The sequence below is a fragment of the Terriglobales bacterium genome, assembly GCA_035691485.1.
Lineage (GTDB): Bacteria > Acidobacteriota > Terriglobia > Terriglobales > Acidobacteriaceae > JAIQGF01.
The window spans coordinates 13,807-32,848 of record DASSIZ010000055.1 but is presented as its reverse complement, the minus strand read 5'-3'; the positions used below and the strand labels follow the sequence as shown (position 1 = coordinate 32,848).

At 60.5% G+C, this 19,042-nt stretch carries 16 protein-coding genes; 9 read left to right on the top strand and 7 right to left on the bottom strand.

Annotated features, from left to right (window positions below; translation table 11 throughout):
* Nucleotides 1-85: 85 nt before the first annotated feature.
* Both VFI82_07005 and VFI82_07000 read right to left on the bottom strand, forming a co-directional pair.
* A complete protein-coding gene (locus VFI82_07005; protein HET7184416.1) occupies nucleotides 86-562 on the bottom strand; it encodes a hypothetical protein in 477 nt (158 codons plus the stop codon).
* 144 nt (nucleotides 563-706) lie between these two features.
* Complete coding sequence (locus VFI82_07000) at nucleotides 707-3,748, bottom strand: hypothetical protein (GenBank protein ID HET7184415.1); 3,042 nt, start codon at nucleotides 3,746-3,748, stop codon at nucleotides 707-709.
* 291 nt (nucleotides 3,749-4,039) lie between these two features.
* Between VFI82_07000 and VFI82_06995 the strand changes: the two genes are divergently transcribed.
* The 3 genes from VFI82_06995 to VFI82_06985 all read left to right on the top strand — a co-directional run bounded on the left by VFI82_06995 (nucleotide 4,040) and on the right by VFI82_06985 (nucleotide 6,716).
* Nucleotides 4,040-5,677 carry a radical SAM protein gene (locus tag VFI82_06995; GenBank protein ID HET7184414.1) on the top strand — a complete coding sequence of 546 codons (1,638 nt, stop codon included), beginning with the start codon at nucleotides 4,040-4,042 and terminating at the stop codon, nucleotides 5,675-5,677.
* Between the two features lie 41 nt (nucleotides 5,678-5,718).
* Nucleotides 5,719-6,162: a hypothetical protein gene (locus tag VFI82_06990; GenBank protein HET7184413.1), complete on the top strand. Its 444-nt coding sequence runs from the start codon at nucleotides 5,719-5,721 to the stop codon at nucleotides 6,160-6,162.
* A gap of 116 nt (nucleotides 6,163-6,278) precedes the next feature.
* Nucleotides 6,279-6,716: a hypothetical protein gene (locus VFI82_06985; GenBank protein ID HET7184412.1), complete on the top strand. Its 438-nt coding sequence runs from the start codon at nucleotides 6,279-6,281 to the stop codon at nucleotides 6,714-6,716.
* A gap of 9 nt (nucleotides 6,717-6,725) precedes the next feature.
* Here VFI82_06985 and VFI82_06980 read toward each other — a convergent pair whose 3' ends face one another.
* From VFI82_06980 to VFI82_06970, 3 genes are all read right to left on the bottom strand, one after another.
* Nucleotides 6,726-7,706, bottom strand: a complete 981-nt coding sequence (locus tag VFI82_06980) for a matrixin family metalloprotease (protein HET7184411.1) — start codon at nucleotides 7,704-7,706, stop codon at nucleotides 6,726-6,728.
* Nucleotides 7,703-8,164, bottom strand: coding sequence for a hypothetical protein (locus VFI82_06975; GenBank protein HET7184410.1), 462 nt, complete (start codon nucleotides 8,162-8,164; stop codon nucleotides 7,703-7,705). The genes VFI82_06980 and VFI82_06975 overlap by 4 nt, the downstream gene beginning before the upstream one ends.
* A 119-nt stretch (nucleotides 8,165-8,283) precedes the next feature.
* Nucleotides 8,284-8,832: a hypothetical protein gene (locus VFI82_06970; GenBank protein HET7184409.1), complete on the bottom strand. Its 549-nt coding sequence runs from the start codon at nucleotides 8,830-8,832 to the stop codon at nucleotides 8,284-8,286.
* A 241-nt stretch (nucleotides 8,833-9,073) separates the two neighbouring features.
* Between VFI82_06970 and VFI82_06965 the strand changes: the two genes are divergently transcribed.
* The 4 genes from VFI82_06965 (at nucleotide 9,074) to VFI82_06950 (ending at nucleotide 14,722) form a co-directional block, all read left to right on the top strand.
* Entirely contained in the window at nucleotides 9,074-9,910 is an 837-nt protein-coding gene (locus tag VFI82_06965) for an A/G-specific adenine glycosylase (GenBank protein HET7184408.1), read from the top strand.
* 105 nt (nucleotides 9,911-10,015) lie between these two features.
* Complete coding sequence (locus VFI82_06960; protein ID HET7184407.1) at nucleotides 10,016-10,510, top strand: TlpA disulfide reductase family protein; 495 nt, start codon at nucleotides 10,016-10,018, stop codon at nucleotides 10,508-10,510.
* Nucleotides 10,511-10,721: 211 nt separating this feature from the next.
* Nucleotides 10,722-12,305 (top strand): M28 family peptidase, encoded by a 1,584-nt coding sequence (locus VFI82_06955; protein HET7184406.1) that lies wholly within the window; start codon nucleotides 10,722-10,724, stop codon nucleotides 12,303-12,305.
* Between the two features lie 146 nt (nucleotides 12,306-12,451).
* Nucleotides 12,452-14,722: a hypothetical protein gene (locus VFI82_06950; protein ID HET7184405.1), complete on the top strand. Its 2,271-nt coding sequence runs from the start codon at nucleotides 12,452-12,454 to the stop codon at nucleotides 14,720-14,722.
* Nucleotides 14,723-14,805: 83 nt separating this feature from the next.
* Here VFI82_06950 and VFI82_06945 read toward each other — a convergent pair whose 3' ends face one another.
* The gene (locus tag VFI82_06945) at nucleotides 14,806-16,572 is read right to left on the bottom strand and encodes an energy transducer TonB (protein ID HET7184404.1); all 1,767 of its coding nucleotides are present in this window, start codon (nucleotides 16,570-16,572) and stop codon (nucleotides 14,806-14,808) included.
* A 148-nt stretch (nucleotides 16,573-16,720) separates the two neighbouring features.
* On the opposite strand from VFI82_06945, the gene VFI82_06940 reads away from it, so the two are divergent.
* Complete coding sequence (locus VFI82_06940) at nucleotides 16,721-17,233, top strand: hypothetical protein (GenBank protein HET7184403.1); 513 nt, start codon at nucleotides 16,721-16,723, stop codon at nucleotides 17,231-17,233.
* 8 nt (nucleotides 17,234-17,241) lie between these two features.
* On the opposite strand, the gene VFI82_06935 is transcribed toward VFI82_06940, so the two are convergent.
* A complete protein-coding gene (locus tag VFI82_06935; GenBank protein HET7184402.1) occupies nucleotides 17,242-17,916 on the bottom strand; it encodes an SRPBCC family protein in 675 nt (224 codons plus the stop codon).
* 288 nt (nucleotides 17,917-18,204) lie between these two features.
* On the opposite strand from VFI82_06935, the gene VFI82_06930 reads away from it, so the two are divergent.
* The gene (locus tag VFI82_06930; GenBank protein ID HET7184401.1) at nucleotides 18,205-18,957 is read left to right on the top strand and encodes a DUF72 domain-containing protein; all 753 of its coding nucleotides are present in this window, start codon (nucleotides 18,205-18,207) and stop codon (nucleotides 18,955-18,957) included.
* The last annotated feature ends 85 nt before the right edge of the window (nucleotides 18,958-19,042 follow it).

The following is a 19,042-nucleotide window of genomic DNA, read 5'->3' as shown; positions in this document are numbered from 1 at the left end:
TGGAGCGCGCTCGGATTGTTGGAGCGCGCTCGCCCTCGAGCGCTTTTTTGCGATTTGGAGCGCGCTCGCCCTCGAGCGCGGACAATCAATACACAGGTTCAACCCACAACCACGGATATTCTTCCTCCGTCGTAACCAGCCCCTTGCGAACCGGGTTGAGGCAGAGGTAATCCATGTATCGTCCGAATTCGGCGTGACGAAGCAGCCGATCAAAGAAATCACGATCCCATACCGGTCCGCTGCGCCGGAGCAGTTTGTTGATCCCGTGCGCCGCCGGTCCACGCATCCCGTTCATGATCTCACCAATTCCGAAACATTCTCCGGGTTCGTCCACGAGCGGCGAGAACAGAGCATGCACGTGGTCCGGCATGACCACCGCGGCATAAAGGAACACGCGCTGGTTGTGTTCTCGCCTAATGTGCTCCAGCACGATACTTCTCGCTGCAGGCGGAAGTAGCCAGCGCTTATAGGTCGTCATGCTCACAAATATCGAGCGATCGCCGCTCTGCAGGTGCGGCAGGTCACGCCGGTATTCGTAACGCCGCGGAATGACTGGGCACATGCAACGCAGTCTAACCACGAACTCTCGGCGCTGCGTCCAATACCCTGTCTGGATTCTGTGTCTATTCCCGTTTCGGCGCGTTCGGGGCGAACGCGCTCCAACAACCCGTAAACTTGGAGCGCGCTCGCCCTCGAGCGCGGAGAATCAATGCAGCTGCTCGGCGAGCTTCGCCCGCAGTTGCTGCCATGCTTCCTCTGCCTGCCGCGTCGGCGCGGCGTCAGCCGTATCCACCACTTCCAGCAGTTGCGACAGATTGTTGAGCGTGCCCGCCAAGGTATCCCCACGCGGCGGCCTGTTTTCGCCCGGCGTCGTGATTGCGGGTTTCTCGCCACGCTGCTGCATGGCGGTGTATGCCTGCCGCATCGCGTCGGTGATCTGCATCTCCAGTTCAAACTGTTTCTGCAACTCCGCACCAGTGGCCTTCAAACGCGGGTCGAGCTTTACCGTCAGCGCTTGGGTGAAACTCCTGCCGTCCACCGTGAGCCGTACCTGGTAATTTCCCGGCAATACCAGCGGACCGACTGGCAGCCCGGTCACACCGACAGCCCAAACCGCGGAAATGTCATAGTTTTTGTGCAGGCTCGGCGGGTCCGGATAACGCAGATCCCACACAAAACGATGCTCGCCCACCGTTGTCTCCACCGGGGTCGGCGGCATGAACCAGCCGCTTGCAATCGGCACCATCTTTTCCGGCTCGAATGGCTTGTCCGCGGACGAGAACCGGCGCACCTGCTTGCCGCTGCTGTCCAAAATTTCTAACATTACTTCCTTCGCCGGCTGTGCGAGATAGTAATCCACGATTGCCCCCGCCGGCGGGTTCTGCCCAGCCGGTTCTTCGGGCGGAAGGGGCGTGTCGTGCCCGACGTCGCTGCGCACGCGCATTGCCGTCTGCGGCGCAAATAAATACGCTGGGGAACTTGCGACTTCGCGCGTCATCTGCCGCAGTGGTGTCACATCGTCCAGAATCCAGAACGAGCGTCCGTGGGTTGCGATCACCAGATCATCCTCATGGATGACCAGGTCGTGCACCGGTGTTACCGGCAGATTCAGTTGCAACGGCTGCCAGTGTTCGCCATCGTCGAACGATACGTAAACACCCACTTCCGTCGCGGCGTACAGCAATCCTTTGCGCCTGGGATCTTCGCGAACGGCACGAACGAATGCCGCCGCAGCAATGCCCGAATTCATTCGTTTCCAGCTTTTGCCGAAATCGTGGGTGCCATAGATCGCCGGCGTGTAATCGTCGATGCGATGCCGGTCCACCGCAACGTACGCTGTTCCCGCGTCGAAATGCGATGCGTCAATCATGCTGATCTTGCTGAAAGGCTGGAAACTGTTGCCGGTCAGGTCAGCCCAGGCCTTCCCACCGTCGCGCGTGATCCAGATTTTCCCCGTGTCGCTGCCCGCCCAGATCACATTGCCATCCACGGCTGACGGCGCAATCGCGTACACCACGCCATAACACTTGGAAGCGGCGTTCTGGGTTGTCACCGGCTCCGCGGTGGAGCCCGGCCGCCCTCCGCCGGCTGCTTCTTGAGAGACGCACCCGGTCAGGTCCGGGCTGATCTGTTGCCACGAATTTCCGCGATCCTGTGACCGGAGCACGTACTGCGCTCCCATATACAGCGTCTTCGGATCTTGCGGCGAAAACACGATTGGCGAGGTCCAGGTAAAGCGCAGCTTACGCTGGCTGATTTCCTGGCCGAACTGAGCCACCGGCGTGGGCGAGACGTTCTGGGATTGTCCGGTGACCTTGTCGAAGCGATACAAACGCCCGTAGGTGTCGCCGGCATATACCGTGTTCGGATCGCTTGGATCGGGCGCAATGGCGCCTGCCTCACCGCCTCCCACCGAATACCAGTTGCGGAAGGTGATCGAGCCATAATCGCTGCGGCTCGTCGTCGCCGCCGTCCCGCTGTCCTGCTGTCCGCCGTAAACGTAATACGGAAATTGATTGTCGGTGGCGACGTGGTAGAACTGCGCCGTGGGCTGGTTATACCAGGAAGACCAGCTCTTGCCCCCATCAGCGCTGACGACCGTCCCCTGGTCACTGGCAACGACCATGCGTAACGGATCGTCCGGATCGAGCCAAACAAAGTGGTAATCGTCGCCTCCGGGCTGACCTTTGAGCACGGTGAATGTTTTGCCGCCATCGGCCGATTTATAGATCGCGACATTCGGGATATAGACGACCTCGGGATTATTGGCATCGACCGTGATTTCGCCGAAGTACCACTGTCGTCCGAACGTGCGACGGTCGTTGCTCACCCGCCGCCAAGTCGCGCCGCGGTCATCGGAGCGGTACAGCCCGCCTTCGTTCCCGGTGAATAATCCGCCCTGGTTCGCCTGCAGCGTATCGACGAGCAGATAAACCACATGTTTCGATGTTGCGATGCCCGCTCGCCCCCAGTCCGCGCTCGGCAGGCCGTTGCCTTTGATCTGCGTCCAGGTTGTGCCGCCGTCGGTGGACTTGTACAACCCACTGCCGGGACCCTGGATCGGCGGATACGTGCTCCATGGCGGACGGTGCGCGTTCCACAGCGTCGCATAGACAATCTTGGAATTGTCAGGATCAAATGCCAGGTCGATCGCTCCTGTGTTCTCGTCTTTATAGAGGACCTTTTGCCACCTCCTGCCGCCGTCGGTCGTGCGGAACACGCCGCGCTCCTGGTTCGGCCCGTACGCGTGTCCCAGCGCGGCGACGAAAACAACATTCGCGTCCTTGGGATCGATCAGCACTCTTCCGATGTGGCGCGTGTCCTCTAATCCCACGTGCGTCCACGTGGTTCCGGCGTCGGTGGACTTGTACACGCCGTTGCCGAAGGAAATATCGGAGCGGATCGACGCTTCGCCGGTTCCGACGTAGAGGATTTTGCCATCGGACGGAGCCACCGCCAGCGATCCGATCGAGGCGATTGGTTGGGAATCGAAGATCGGCGTCCAACTCTGTCCGCTGTTGCTTGTTTTCCAGACCCCGCCGCCAACGGCGCCGAAATAGTAGACGTCGCGCTGGCCGCGTACTCCGGTTGCAGTCAGTGCGCGGCCTCCGCGGAATGGCCCGATCATCCGCCACCGCATGCCGGAATAAAGGTTGGGACTGACGTTCTGTCCGGATGCGGCGATTGAAAACAGCAGCAGGAACTGCAACAGCAACGCTGCGTGACGGCTATTTTTTTGGACGCTCATCATGTGGGATACGAAGTATAACAATCGACTCAACCCCAATGGCTGAGCACGGATAGCTGCCGGCAGACGGTCAGTTTGTGATTTCCCTCACATGCATGCGTGACAAACCGGCCATTGCGGCCGATTTCCGGACGTGAACGGCCCCCGGCTGCAGCCAATGGCTACATCGCGCATTGGACCGCTTTTGGGAAATTGCCCTCCCCCGGGTTCTAATCAGTCAGTCACTGGCTCCTGACGGACCGTATGGGTCCGCTATCGCCGAGGATTACCCGTCCGAGGAGGACCCTGCCTTTGAGCACGCAATTGATTCCCGCCGCAGCGCCGAAACCGGATTTCGCACCCGGCCATCGCGAGCAGTTCCGCGTCATCCAGCCGCAGACGACCTACACCGGTTCGCCAATCATGCCCTTGCAGAAGGGGCTGCCGCGCTCCACGCAATCCCTGTGCCCGGAATGTAGCGGTCCCATTGAGGCCATTTTGTTTGAGGATAAGGGCCGCGTCTACATGGAGAAGGCCTGCGCTGCCCATGGCCGCTTCCGCGATCTCATCTCTCCCGACGCCAAGCTTTATCTCAAGATGGAGAACTGGCACTTCGGCGACAATCGCGGCATCAAGAATCCCGCTGTCCGCGACGCCACCCGCTGTCCCGAGCAGTGCGGCCTCTGTTCGATGCACATCTCGCACACCGTGCTTGCCAACGTTGATCTCACCAACCGCTGTAACCTGACCTGCCCGGTCTGCTTTGCCAATGCCAATGTGCAGGGTTATCTCTACGAGCCCGATATCGATCACGTTCGACGCATGCTGCAGGCCCTGCGCGATGAGCAGCCGGTGGCCGGGCGCGTGGTCCAATTTTCCGGTGGCGAGCCTACCGTCCACCCCCAGTTTCCCGAGATCTGCGCCATGGCTCGCGAGATGGGGTTCAGCCACATCCAGGCAGCCACCAACGGCATTACCCTTGCTGACCTTTCATACGCTCGCAAATGCAAGGAGCACGGCCTGACCACCTTGTACCTGCAGTTCGATGGCATATGCGACGATATTTACCGGCGCACCCGCGGCGCGTCTCTCATGGACAAGAAGCTGGCCTGCATTGAGAATTGCCGCCAGGCCGGCATCAAGATCGTCTTCGTGCCCACCATCGTGCGTGGCGTCAACGATCACCAGATCGGCGACATCGTCCGCATCGCCATTGAGAACATCGATTGCGTCTCCGGCATCAGCTTTCAGCCGGTGGCCTTCACTGGGCGCATCAACCGCAACGAAATCGAGTCCAAGCGCTTCACCCTCGGGGACTGGGCCCATGCCCTCGCCGATCAGACCGGCATCTTCGATCCCATGCAGGATTTCTTCCCGCTGTCGTGCGTCTCGCCGTTCTCTCGTCTTGCTTCCGCCATGCGCGGCGAAGAAGTTCCCACCCTCACCTGCAACCCGCATTGCTCGATGGGGACCTACCTTTTCATCGACGAAAAAACCAAGACCGTCGTGCCCGTGACCCGCTTTGTCGATGTCGGCGCCATGATGCAGGACATGGACCAGATCGCGCGCACCGCGCGCCGTTCCATCCTGCAGATTTTCAGCAAGCTCAAGGCATGGCGCTCGCTGCAGCGCCACTTCAAGCCGCAGTTCGCGCCTCCCGGCCTGACCTTTGAGAAGTTCCTTCAGACCTTGCAGGGCATGACCGATAAAAAGCTCGGCCGCGATGGCATGGACGGCCGCTACACCTACCGTACTCTGCTGGTGGCCGGCATGCATTTCATGGACCTCTACAACTACGACGTCGAACGCGTGAAGCGCTGCGTCATTCACTATGCCGCTCCCAACGGCCTGATCTATCCCTTCTGCGCCTACAACTCCGGCCCCACCTTCCGCGAGAAAATTGAGAAGAAGTATTCCGTGCCCCTCGAAGAGCCGCTACATAAGTTGTGAGTTGTTCTGGAACTTGCAACTCCGCTGCTACAATGCCCGCCATGAGCGGCAAGCTCGCGGTCATCCTTTTGCTCCTCGCCTCCACAGTCGCTTGCAATATGTGGTCGAAGCCCGCCTCCGGTTGGACCGGCGCCACCGGCGGCGAGCAAATCGAGCAGCTTTTCTGGAAGGATGTGCAGGCCAGGAACTGGACCGAAGTTGACCGCCACGTCGGCGGCGCCTTTGCCGGCGCCGGCCCCGGTGGCATTTTCGACCGCGCAGCTTTTCTCAGCGACCTGCAAAAAGCGCCGCTCGCCGAGTTCTCACTCAGCGAATGCAGCTCCCGCCTCAATGGCGCCGACATCGTCATTACCTGTACGTTGCGCGCCAACTGGGGCGGCACCTCCACCAGCAGCGCTACCCTGAGTGTCTGGCAACAACTGAAAAAAGGATGGGTGATGGTGGCGCATTCCGAATCCCGGCTCGCCTCCAGCCCCATGAGCTGAGCCAGGAGTGCCGGCGGGAAGGGCCTGATTGGGGAAAACCCCTCACCCGCGAAGTTACTCTTGGAATCCCTGCCCTGCGCTGTCCCTGCTTTGATGTGGTACAAGACATAGTTGCTATGCCGGACTTTGAATCCAACGTCCAGAATGTTCAGCAGAGGCTGGGACGCCGTTTGAGCGGGCAGGAGCTACGCCTGCTGCAGATGTGGGACAGCATCACCCAGACCGCGCCTCGCGAGGTCTTCGCCCAAGGCGAAGAAGCCGATGCTGCTGAGGCGCCCAGCGGCGAGCCCGAACACCAGGGCCGCTTCAAGGTCGCTTTCAACAACGGCCACTTCGAAGTTTTCTTTGTCTGTTCTTCTGTCCTGTTTCGCGGCGTTGCCATCGATCGCAAGGAGGACGTATTGGCGTTCCTGACCCAACCCCCGATCGATCTCGATCCCCTGCTGGTCCGCCAGGCCGTTGCCGCCGCCGAACACATGAAGCCGACGCAGATTAACTACGCCGTGTCCGTCCCTGACGTCGTCTTGCGAAGTATGGGCTTCGAGCGCAACTAAGATTTCCCTTCAGTGCCACCGGGCGGTGAAGTTCGTTTGCACCGACGGTTGACCGAATGCCTTTGAATATCCCGACACGTCGCTGTTGCTGACCGCGCCAAGCAGCGGCTCAGCCGCCACCACGTAAGCGTCCGCCGGAACACCCTGGATGTTGTACGTCCCGTCCGGGCGCGTCAGTCCTCCGATCGGCGTATTGCGAATGTTTCCCGGGTAGCCGATGTTGCCGGTCACAGACTCGGCAAATACGTTCGCTCCGAACACTCCCGCGCCATTCAGCGTCACTTGTCCGCTGATGCTTCCGGTCGCCACGTCCGGCGTGCTCTTTGGATAGAGCTGCGAAATTCCCGCCACATCGTCATAACTGAGAGTGGTCAACGAGCTCGCCGCCGGGAACATGACGGCCCGGACGACCGCCGAATGGTCCATCCCGAAAAAGTGTCCTGCCTCGTGCGTTGCTACCGTCAGTAAATCCTGGCCTTTTGTGCCTCCCGTCGTGAAGCTGACCGAGGGATTAAAAACGATGTCGGCCTTGATCAGTTGACCCACAAACCGGGTCATGCCGCCATGCCCGTCCGCTTCGCCAACCGCGTTGGCTGTTGTCGTGGTCGTGACCGCCAGCGTATTGGAATCTTTCGAAAAATCTCCATCCATGCACACGAAACAGATCAGGTTGATATCGGGAGGCGACATGGACTCCGAAGTGACGGACGAATCCGGCCCGCGTGCAACCGGCAGGGTTGCATTCGGCGCGCTCGTCCAGGTGTCAAAGGCCGTCTGCATCACGCTCGCCACTGAGTTGCTGCCCGTGACGTTGCCCCCCTCCGCCGGGTCCAGGTTCCACGTCACCGGAAACGCGGTAAAGTCCCAGCGGTCCATCTGCGGCCCCGGCGCTGTGAAATCCGGCAGGTAGGAATATCCAGGCGTCCCGGCCAGCAGTATTCCTCCCATCGCTGCCAGGATGACCAGCGTGCACGGCGCGTGCGTCTTCATCGTGCCGACCTCCGGATCCGTGCTTCCGCTTCCCTCAACTTCATCGGCGATCCCGTGAATTCCGATACCACGCCGCCTTGTAGCGCTCTTGCGCCTGAAATCCCGTTCGTCACCATCGCGCTTCCGTCGATCGCGCGGATCATCCTGAAGTTTCCCTGCACCAACCCGACCACCACGTGGGTCCCGTCTCCGGCTGCGCTCGGCCGCAGGAACAGCAGCGCCTCTTCACCGATCTGGGCATGGTGAACCCCTGAAACCTTCTGTGTGTAGCCGCCCGCTGTCCCCCCGGGTTGTTTCACGTTGATTTCTTGCGCTCGTGCGCCCTTCAGCACTTGCGTGACCTGGAATGTCGTGTAGGTGTAAATCAGGGTGTGCTGCTCGTTCCACGCTGCTCGGGAACTGACTGCCCGTGCCTCCACCACATCGGTAGCGGCCTGCGTCATCTGTTCCACTGACATGGGAATGACGGTCGTAGCACACCCCGCGGCACTAACAAAAAGGGCGGTTGCGGTGGCGGCGGCTCTCGCGATCTTCCTTACGGAGAGGGACAGCATCCCTCTGCAGAACAAGTGTCTTTTCACGGCACCACCTCTAGCCCTCCGGCGAACATGGTCATGTTTCCGCTCGGTGTCTGCAGCACCACTGTCCGCGCTCCCACCGCCGCCTTCGAGGCCACCGCCGCCGTGAACGAAACGCCGGGCGTGCCATCGCTCGCGTTGATTGCGGCGACGTTGCTGATCTGGATGTCGTTGGGTCCGACAATCGAAACCTGCATGTTCGAGTTCAGTCCAGGTCCGAACACCACGATCCGAGCGGTTTCCCCGCGGTGAATGACGTCCCCGGTATTGAAAGCGGAGGCCGTCCCCGTCATCGCCGCCACGCCCAGGTCCTGCACGATCGGTGCGGTTCCGTTCGGCGCCGCCACGCTGATGTTTACCCCCGCCGCGTTCTGCCCCGCCGCCACCTGCACGATAGACGGCGACACCGGCGCTGCCGGCGCGCCGCTTCCACTGGGCCCAGCCGCTGTCGGAATAGGGGCCGTCCCCGACGGCACCCGTGGACTGGTGGTGCCGCCGCAGCCGATCAGTGCCGAAAGGAAAACAAGACCTAGGAGGGTTCGATACACGGGGCCGCCAACTCCTGCACGCTAGAGATGAACGCTCCCAGCTTCCGAGTTGCACCCCAGTGACTTTGTCGCACCATATCTATAAAATGCGCGCAACATTGTGCCCGGCAACCCTGTTTCACTTGCTCCGTCTCAACTGACCGCCTTCCGCGCCTCGCTGTTGCGCTGGTTCGGCGCTCACCGACGCCCACTGCCTTGGCGCCAGACTTCGGACCCGTACTGCATCTGGATTTCAGAAATCATGCTGCAGCAGACCCGGGTGGCGGCCGTGCTGGAGCGGTATGCCGAGTTCCTCCGCCGCTTTCCCGACGTCAGTTCGCTGGCCGCGGCCAGCCTGCAAGACGTTCTCGCCGTCTGGAGTGGCCTCGGCTATTACCGTCGCGCTCGGGCTCTGCATCGCGCCGCCCGCATCGTTGTGCGCGATCACGCCGGGCAAGTTCCTTCCGATTCTGCCGCCTTGCTTTCTCTACCCGGCGTCGGTCGCTACACCGCCGCGGCCATCGCCAGCATCGCTTTCCGGCGGCCGTCGGCGGTCGTGGACGGCAACGTCGAGCGCGTTCTCCGCCGTCTTTTCGGCTGGCGCACCGCCCCCATATCGAAGATTTGGAAAGCAGCGGCTCAATTGCTCAGCCCGCGCTCTCCCGGCAATTTCAACCAGGCGATGATGGAACTCGGCGCACTCGTCTGTCTTCCTCTCCTGCCTCGCTGTGACGCGTGCCCGATTCGCAAATTCTGCGTCACTCGCGGCCCGCTGGAACGACCCGTTGCATCCCCCCGCAAGTCCGCCGAAACCACCTACGGACTGCTCGTTCGCGACCATCGTGTGTACCTGGTGCGCCGCCGCCGCGGCGAATCGCTCATGCCCGGCATGTGGGAATTGCCGCAACTGCCCGCCAATGGCGTGCCGCCCGACTTTACTCTTCGCCATTCCATCACTGTCACCGACCACACCGCGCACATCTGCCTCATTTCCTCTCCGCCCGTGCCGCGCGGACGCTGGTTCCCGCTTCCGGACGCCGCGGCCCTCCCGCTCACCGGCCTGGCGCGCCGGGTTCTCCGCCGCGCCGCCCTGATTTAAAATCAAGCTTCGTCCTTCGTGCCCTTATCTGTCTGCTTTTTGGCCGAGATCGTTTTCTTGGCCCGTGCTCGTTGGGGGAGCGGAGAACCAATTTCGGAGGTCTTGATGCCTGCGCTTGCGGCCGGAAAAGTCGCGCCTGACGTATCGCTCCCCGACTTGCATGGCGCGCGCTTTTCTTTGCGCAAGGCGCTCCAGGCGGGTCCTGTCGTGCTCGCCTTCTTCAAGGTCACCTGCCCGGTCTGTCAATACGCCATGCCGTTCGTCGAGCGCATCCATCGTGGGCATCACGGTCGCGCGCAGGTTGTCGCCATCTCCCAGCATCCGCTGAAAGAGACGCAGATGTTCGTGCGTGAGTACGGCATCACCATGCCGGTTCTGCTGGATGACCCAGACACTTACCCCGCTTCAAATGCCTACGGCCTGACGAATGTGCCCACTATCTTTTTCATCGCCCCGGACGGCAAAATCAAAATTTCCAGCGTAGGTTGGGACAAGAAGGACTTGCAGGAAATCAACCGGCTCGTGGCCTTGGCTCTGGCCACTCCCGCTGCGGCCCTTTTTCACACCGGGGAAGACGTCATCGACTCCAAGGCCGGTTGAGGCTCTTTAAACTGACCGCAGTTGGCGGGCATAATCATTCGGTTGCAGCGCGTTCGCTGTTGACCGCGCAAGAAGGACTTGGAAAATCATGCGTAAATCAGCTCTCTTCATTTTGATTCTCGTTCTCAGTGCTGCCCCACTGCTCGCGCAAAAACCAAGAACGAAACGCGCCACGCCGCAATCCGCCGTTTCTGCACCGCCGGCTGCAGCCATGAAATCCATTGATCCGCAGCGCATCCGTGCCCACGTCAAGTTCCTCGCCAGCGACTTGTTGGAGGGACGCGGCACCGGCCAGCGTGGCGGCGACATTGCCGCCCAATACATCGCGTCACAAATGGAATCCTACGGTCTCAAGCCCGCCGGGGATCATGGCACCTACATGCAGAAAGTCCCGATGGTTGGCATCACCACCGAGCCTTCCACCAACGTCTACCTTCTGCAGCCCGGCAAGGCCACGCAAAAGCTGAAGCTCGGCGACGACATCGTCGCCATGGATGAAACCCAGAACGCCGCCGACGATATCGACGCCGACATCGTCTTCGTCGGCTATGGCATTGACGCGCCCGAATACCAATGGAACGATTTCAAGGACGTCGACGTCCGCGGCAAAGTCCTGCTGATGTTCATCAACGAACCGGTTTCCAACGACCCCAAATTTTTCAAAGGCGAAGCGCTCACTTATTACGGACGCTGGACCTACAAGTACGAAGAAGCGGTGCGAAAAGGCGCGGTCGGCGCTATTCTCATTCACAAGACCGACCTGGCCAGCTATGGCTGGGACGTCGTTCGCAACTCCTGGGGCGGCGAGCGCTCCTACCTTCGCGATGAAGGCCAGCGCAAGCTCAAACTCGCCTCCTGGATCCAACTGGAAGTCGCGCGCAAACTCCTCGCCGACTCTGGCCTCGACTTCGACAACCTGATGCAGCAGGCCCAATCGCGTGACTTTAAGCCCATTTCGCTGCCCGTGCGCGTGCAGGCGCACCTGGTCAGCAAGATTCGCCCCTTTGATTCTCAAAACGTGCTCGCTGTGCTGCCCGGCTCTGACCCTCGCGTCAAAGACCAGGCTGTCTTCTACAGCGCCCATTACGACCACCTGGGCATCCACCCCGAACAGCCGGGCGACAACATCTACAACGGCGCGGTGGACAATGCCACTGGCTGCGGCATCCTGCTCGAACTCGCCCGCGCTTATGCATCGTCTCCACAGCATCCCAGGCGCTCCATCTACTTCGCCGCTGTCACCGCCGAAGAGCAGGGCCTCCGCGGTTCGGAATTTCTCGGCAAGCACCCGCCCGTTCCGGCAGGAAATGTGTCCCTCGGCTTGAATTTCGACGGCCTCGCTCCCAACGGCATTCCCGAAGAAATCGAAGTTTCCGGCGCTGAGCGCACCACGTTCAATCCCGCCGTCCTGGCCGCAGCCAAGGATTTCAACCTTGTCATCAAGCCTGACTCCAACCCTTCCGCCGGTTACTACTACCGCTCTGACCATTTCAGCTTCGCGCGCGTCGGCATCCCTGCCTTTTCCATCAATGAAGGCATGAAGTTCAAAGGCCACGATGTTGAGTGGGGAATCCAGAACGAGCGCGAATACAACACCAGGCACTACCACCAGCCCAGCGACGAATTCAATCCCGATTGGGACTTCTCGGGCTTGGCCGAAATTGCCCGCTTCGGCCTCGACCTCGGCTGGATGGCTGCTACCCAGACTCAGGGGATCGGATGGCAGCCCGGTGATGAATTTGAAGCCGTACGCAAAGCCAGCCTGCAGTCAAATTCGCGCGTCGGCTCGCAATAACCATGTTTCCGGCGAGTGCCCCACATTTGCCGCGTTGGGCAAGTGTGGGTTAGATTTCGAGCGGCGTCATCCCCCCGCCCGGAACCCAACCTGGCAGTATTCTCCACCCGGTACCGCGTGCTAACCTCTCACGCAAGCCGACTCCCATGGCGCCGTTTCCGTTTCTCCAGCGCGAAAGCCTGTCCGACCTTGCCCGTCAAGTGTCGCTCACCGGTTACACTCCCAGCCTGGAACTCGCCGGCCTGCTTGCGGGCATTGACAACGTTCGCCACGACGTCTATCTCAGCCCCGTCTTTACCGACGTCGTTCGCCGCCACATTCACCGCATGGTCGCTCGCTACGGCAACGTGGAAGAACTCTTCACAGTAGAAGTAAAGGAAACTCCCAACATCGCGCTACCCTCATTTCTATGGGGCAAAGTCGAGGCTCCGCATCCGGCTCCCAAGCCTGGCGCCGATCCCGCCGATTTCAAGCGCCTGCTCACCGATCTGATGATCCTGGCTCTTAACTGGGCCAAGGGTGACGGCAACGTCAGCCTCGATGTGCTTGCGCGCCTGGCCGTCATTAAGTTGCTGCGCACCGAGTTGACCGCGCAATTCAACGCTATCCTCGAGCATCTCCGCGCCAAGCAGGCGGAATACGAAAATCCTCGTCATGCCGCGCTTCATAAAGCGGTTGAGATGCGTGAGCGTTGCGCCGTCTTCCATCTTGCCAAGCGTCAGCTTTTGCGCAGGGTCGGACAGGAGCTTTTCCAGACCCTCCGCGAAGTCGAGAAGGAAACCCTCGCCCGCATGCGCCGTGCCTTATTCGGGGGCGCCGATCCGCCTGCTTACGCGCTGCTGCTCAATCGCCTGATGTTCACCGAGGACGGCCGCGACGACTACATCAATGCTGAACACTACGTCATGCTGGGCAACTTCGAGCGTGACCCCGACCGCTTCGGTACGCTGCAGGAAATCGCCCGCGTCTTCCTCACCGCGCTCGATCTGCCCGCACCCGAGGTTCGCGACCACGTGGACCTCGATTCGCTGCTCTCGGTGCCGGAGAACGCTCACGAGTTGGTCGCCTCCGGTAACCCGGACGACTCTAACCCCAAGAGCCGCGCCCAGAAGTCGATCCTCGCGGCCTGGACCGACACTTTGGAACGCAATGGCGTCATGGACCACATCATTGCCGCCTATGAAGCCGCGCCCCTGCTCGGGGAGTATTCGCCCGTCATTCACCCGCAGCAGCTTAAGAATGCGCTCATCAATCGCAGCGAGCGCACCCGCGTCGAGCGACTCTTAGAGGAGCACACGCGCCTCTCCCCCGCCAATTTCCATGCCGCTCTCCGGCGTGTCTATCATTACCGCGCTTCCGATCGCGCCAAGATTGCCGGCCGTTTTCTACTCGCCTTCATCTCCTACCACCGCGACTTGCGCAGCCTGGAGGTCCTTAACCGCAGCCTCGAATCCGTCAACCTCATTACCAGCGACCGCCTGCGCGAGCTTTCCGCCATCAATCGCACGCTTTACGAATTTCTTCTCCCCCAGGAGCAAAAGCCGGCTGAGGACAAGGTTGTCAATCATGTCATCCTCAAGGCCGACGTCCGCGACTCCACTACTCTCACCCGCACCCTGATGGAGCGTGGTCTCAATCCCGCTTCCTACTTCAGCCTGAATTTTTACGAACCGGTCAATAAGCTGCTCGCCAAATATCAGGCGACAAAGGTATTCATCGAGGGCGACGCCGTCATCCTGGCCCTCTTCGGCTACGATGGCAAACAGGGCTTCCCGGTGGCGCGCACTTGCGTCCTGGCGCGCGAGATCATCTCCATCGTCCATGCCTACAATGAGCAGTCACGCCGCGGCAGCCTGCCCACCCTGGAATTGGGCATCGGGATCTCTTTCCATGATTCCGCTCCCATGTACTTGATGGATGGCAGCAACCGCATCATGATTTCCAAGGCCCTCAACGAAAGCGACCGCCTCTCCTCCTGCAACAAGGGCGCCCGCCGCTTCCTCGCCGACAGCGAAGGCTTGTTCAACGTCTACTCCTTCAAGACCGTGGACGACGAAGCCACCGGCGGTAATCCTGACGAGTTCCTCATGCGCTATAACGTCGGCGGCGTCAATCTCCACGCCGATGCCTTTAGCGTCCTGCAACAGGAAATCTCCCTGCACAGGCACGATCTCGAACTGCCCACGCTCTGGGAGAAGGAGGTCGTCCACCTTTACAGCGGACTGGTCCCCCTCGGCAGCGGCATGTTCCATCGCATCGTCATTCGCGAAGGCCGCATTCCGCGTATCGATGCCAGCAATTTCTCCTTCAACAGCTGGACCGACCTCAAGTACTACGAGGTCTGCACCAGCGAAGTCCTCTACGAGTACATCGAAAACGACCTCGCCGAATCGGTTTCTACCACTTCCGCCGGCTGAACCTGCGAGGACCTGCCTGATGATTAGTGAGGGGGGAGAGAACTGTGCTGGGTGTTTACTGTTCGAGTGAAAACGCAATCCTTCTAAAACGGCATTTTCTTCACCGCGAACGGAATCTGCACCACTGCTTCCAGGTCAACTGCTGATCCGTTCTTCGTTGCCGGACGGAACTTCCACTTCGACAGCGCGGTCTTTGCGTTCTCGTCCAGGCGCTCTTCCAATCCACGCAGAACTCGGACTTCGCTCACCGTTCCATCTTTACGGATCACCGCGTAAAGGGTCACCGTCCCTTCCACGCGATCGCGCATCAGTTCCCCTGGATACGAGGGATCCACCTTTAACACCACTTGCGGAGCGACGATATCGCCTTGCGCCACGGTTTCTTGCAGTTCTGCGAAGCGGATGATCCAGCTTCCACCCGCGCTCGTCAGGTTCGGCATGTTCAGCGCCATGGAGTAATAGCGCCTCGCTCCGAATACCTTGTCTTCGATCTTTCCCGGAGCGTCCAGGTTCGCGCGCGACAATCGCCGCGACAGCTCGGCCTCTCGCGAACGTTCCAGCGATGCAATCGTGGTCTGCTTCGGAACGATCTTTCCCGCATCCGCCGGAGTTCCGGCAATTCCCGCGGTCGCTCGCGACGGCGCTGGTCCCACTGAGATTCCTGTTGGACCGGAGCCCGCTCCGCTGCCTCCTCCGTTGGCTACGCGTCCGCTTCCGCCTGCGCCGTTGATGTTTCCGCCCTTGATGTCTGGCGTGCCCGCGGCATTGGGGCTTCCCTCCGGAGTCGCTGCGAATTGTCCGGATCTGCTTCCGTTCGGAATCTTGATCGGACCATTCACCGCCGCTGGATCCAGGCCCAGCGCGATCACTCTTCCTGCGGCTTGCTTTCCATTCCCGATTCCGGTGACGTTGGGCGGAGCCGGAGGGGTTGCATTCTGTGCGCCTCCGCCGCCGGCGCCGCTCCAAGCTGAGCCCGCCGTTGCAACACGCTGTTCCTGAACCGGCATCTTCGGCGCTGCCACCGTGGTCTCCAGTCGCGCTACGTTCATCGTCCCAAGCTGCTGTCCTGTGGTCGAAGGCGCAGGTTCAATCACGGACGGTTCCGGCAGGTTCGGTAGCTTCGACTTTACGAGGTCGATCGCCGGTGGAGGAGCAACCGCTTCCGCCGGAATCGGCGCCGCGGACTTCGCTCGCAGCGCTTCCGTCGATGGCGACGGCGAAATCACTTCCGGCATCATCGCCGGCAACTTCAGTTGCGACGGCGTCTGCGCAAGAGCCGCTTCCGGAACTGCCGATGGAATCGGCGTCCATGCCACCAGGTTCGGCATCGCAACGTCGCGCGGCAACTTGATCTGGCTGGGCGTCACGATGGTCTGGCGGAAATTGTCGGGTGCGCGCGGTATGGAAATGATGCGCTGCGTGGCGAACTTCGGTTCGCCCTTCTGCTCCCGCTTCGAGGGCGCGGGATCCTCGCCGGTATTGATTTCCGGCAGGTACTCGGAGACTTTGTAGTAGGTGATCTGGCTTTTGTCGAACGGGCTGCGCGTACTCACTGGCGCAGGCTGCAGCCACGTCACCGACATGCCGTAGATCACAACGATGCCGAAGATGTGGTATAGCGCCGAGCTTGCCATGCTCCGCCACGCCACCGGACGATGGACGAAAACGTCGGGCCAGAACTCGGCGCGCTGCGCGGTCAACCGCGGCTGCCGCGCTTCCCGGAAGTGCAGCAAATCCCGCAGGTTCTCGAAGAAGTCGCGCCGTCCCGAGGACCATTGGACCAGCAGTTTCGGTTGCGTCCCCTGCGGCACGGTAGCTTTGGGGACTTCGGCACGAACTAGATCCTGCATCCAACACCAAAAAGGAGTGTTGCGCAATTATAGCGTAGATAAAGGCCACAGCTGGCTACTCTGCCCATACGCATTGTGGTTTAATGGGCAGCAACTCGGGACTACTTCTATGGTTATCCTGCTTCATCCCACGAGAAAGCAACCGCTATTGGACACTGTCAACCTCAGACTAGCGGGCATATTCGGCGCCGTCCTGTTGATGCTGTCGGGCATTGTCCTGTTTGCTCAGGCTCCCGCCCCGAAGAGCTCGCCAGGCAAAGCCGCTGACGAGGTCTCCGGCATGTACACGTTCTTGCGCGAGGGCGAGTTCGTCGAAGTGGACGTGGAGCCGGACGGCCGTGTAACCGGATTCGTCTCCCGTTACGGCGAGAAAGAGAGCGATCGCGGCGCGTTCCTCGACCACATGTTCAGCAAGGGTTCGATGGAAGGTAACAAGCTTTCCTTCACTACCCGCTCTGTGCACGGCACCTCGTTCGAGTTCAAGGGAACGGTAGACCGCGGCGAAGGAAAGGCGCCGGGCGCGGAAGCCTATCACGTCATTAAAGGCACGCTGACGGAGATGACCGAAGACCAGAACCACAAGATCACGGCACAACAGCGCGAGGTCACGTTCAAGTCATTTCCCGCGGACGCGGTCATGCCGCCGCACCACAAAGACTAGATGGCCCGTCAACGCTTACTTTCCGGAGGCGAACTGTAATCCACCGGATTGCTGGGGCTTCCGAAGCGTTCGGAGACCTCGTCCGGCGACAACGGCTTCGGCGACGCTTTCCCGCCAGCAGCGCTGGTGTTGCCAAACGTCCCGGTCGCACGCGCGAGATCGGTCTGTGTCATCTCGAAGCCTGGCCCGATGTCGCCGCTGCGTACCGCCGGCTTTCGTCCTTCCTGGCCTTTACCCTCGAGCGCGGACTTGAAATCGCGCAGCACTTGTTCGATGTAGCGCTCAATGAGCCCGCCAGTATTCTCGACGAAAGGCTTTAACACCCGCGACGGTGGCGCGTAATTCATGGTGACTTGCACTAAGGTATCGTTGCCCAGCGGCGAGAAAGTGATGCGCCCGGTATGCTTCGGGCCATGAATCGACTTCCAGCCGATTGCCTGGTTCGGAATGAACTGCTCGATTTTCGCGTCCCACTCCACGGTTTTGCCGTCCAGACGTACCCGCCAGTGCGAGAGGCTGCCGCTTTTGCGGATGTTCTGGACATAATCCGAAATCTGCGGCAGCGTTTCCAGGTTCGCCCACGCGTCGAAAACCTCCGGTAGTGACCTCCCGACCTGGATGCTCTTTTCCACCCGCAAAACGCGTTTCCGCGAGCCTGCAATTTGTTTGATTAACAAGAACATGCCGATGCCTGCGCCCGCGCCGGCTGCCGCTCCAGTCCCAAATCCACTCCAGAATTTCCTGGCCATAGTCCGCCCCCTCATTCATAAATCGTTCTGAAGTGAGAACAATCTCAGCGCACCTTGGTTGCCCTGTGCAAATCGTCGTTGTGAACGGCGAGCCAGCGGCAGCGACACGGGAATGGACAACAGCGCAGTTGCAAGCGCCATCCCTTTGTCAGGCAACCGAGCATGATCCATGATCAAAGCCAATCAGGAGCAGATCGCGAAAGACGTGTTGAGGAGACTGCCGTGAACCGGGCACGCGTCCGCATCGGCACCTCGGGATGGCACTACAAGCATTGGTGCGGGCCCTTCTACGAGGACAGAACGGCGCCGTCCCAGATGCTGCAGGTGTATCTGAGATACTTCGATACGGTGGAAATCAACAACAGCTTCTATAAGCTCCCGAGCGCGGAAACATTCCGCTTATGGCGGCAGTCCGCCCCGCCCGGCTTCCGCTTTGCGGTGAAGGCGAGCCGGTTCATCACTCACATGAAGAAGCTGAAAGACCCGCAGAATGCGCTCGACAACATTCTGAAGCGCGCCGCAGAACTGAAAGATAAGTTGGGACCGATCCTGTTCCAGTTGCCGCCGAAGTGGATGGTGAATGCGGAGCGGCTGGAAGAATTCCTGGCGGCGCTGCCGCAGCGGCACCAGTACGCATTCGAGTTTCGGGAGCGCAGCTGGCACAAGGACGCAATCTACGACATCCTGCGGCGGCATAACGCGGCGTTCTGCATGTATGAATTGAACGGGTTCCATTCCCCGGCGCCGATCACCGCCGACTTCACCTACATACGCCTGCATGGTCCCGGCGGCCCGTACCAGGGCAGCTATTCACAGGAGACGCTGCGTGAGTGGGCTCGTAAGATCGAGCGATGGGGAGAGCGGCTCAAGGACATCTACGTTTACTTCGATAACGACCAGGCAGCCTTTGCGGCCAGAAACGCGCTGCAGCTGAAACAGATGGTGCGCGAGGATCGCGGGACGCGCGCAGCGTAGTGGAAAAGACGTCAGCCACAGGTTTACACCGATAAACACGGCGGAAGAGACATGTTCGTCAGTTCCGATCCGTGTCGATCAGTGT

What these genes read in the sequence shown, in the direction of transcription:
- VFI82_07000 (HET7184415.1), bottom strand. Translation starts at nt 3,748, where the DNA reads ATGAGCGTCCAAAAAAATAGCCGTCACGCAGCGTTGCTGTTGCAGTTC.
- VFI82_06965 (HET7184408.1), top strand. Translation starts at nt 9,074, where the DNA reads ATGCTGCAGCAGACCCGGGTGGCGGCCGTGCTGGAGCGGTATGCCGAG.
- VFI82_06945 (HET7184404.1), bottom strand. Translation starts at nt 16,572, where the DNA reads ATGCAGGATCTAGTTCGTGCCGAAGTCCCCAAAGCTACCGTGCCGCAG.
- VFI82_06935 (HET7184402.1), bottom strand. Translation starts at nt 17,916, where the DNA reads ATGTTCTTGTTAATCAAACAAATTGCAGGCTCGCGGAAACGCGTTTTG.
- VFI82_06955 (HET7184406.1), top strand. Translation starts at nt 10,722, where the DNA reads ATGAAATCCATTGATCCGCAGCGCATCCGTGCCCACGTCAAGTTCCTC.
- VFI82_06990 (HET7184413.1), top strand. Translation starts at nt 5,719, where the DNA reads ATGAGCGGCAAGCTCGCGGTCATCCTTTTGCTCCTCGCCTCCACAGTC.
- VFI82_07005 (HET7184416.1), bottom strand. Translation starts at nt 562, where the DNA reads ATGTGCCCAGTCATTCCGCGGCGTTACGAATACCGGCGTGACCTGCCG.
- VFI82_06985 (HET7184412.1), top strand. Translation starts at nt 6,279, where the DNA reads ATGCCGGACTTTGAATCCAACGTCCAGAATGTTCAGCAGAGGCTGGGA.
- VFI82_06950 (HET7184405.1), top strand. Translation starts at nt 12,452, where the DNA reads ATGGCGCCGTTTCCGTTTCTCCAGCGCGAAAGCCTGTCCGACCTTGCC.
- VFI82_06980 (HET7184411.1), bottom strand. Translation starts at nt 7,706, where the DNA reads ATGAAGACGCACGCGCCGTGCACGCTGGTCATCCTGGCAGCGATGGGA.
- VFI82_06960 (HET7184407.1), top strand. Translation starts at nt 10,016, where the DNA reads ATGCCTGCGCTTGCGGCCGGAAAAGTCGCGCCTGACGTATCGCTCCCC.
- VFI82_06975 (HET7184410.1), bottom strand. Translation starts at nt 8,164, where the DNA reads ATGTCAGTGGAACAGATGACGCAGGCCGCTACCGATGTGGTGGAGGCA.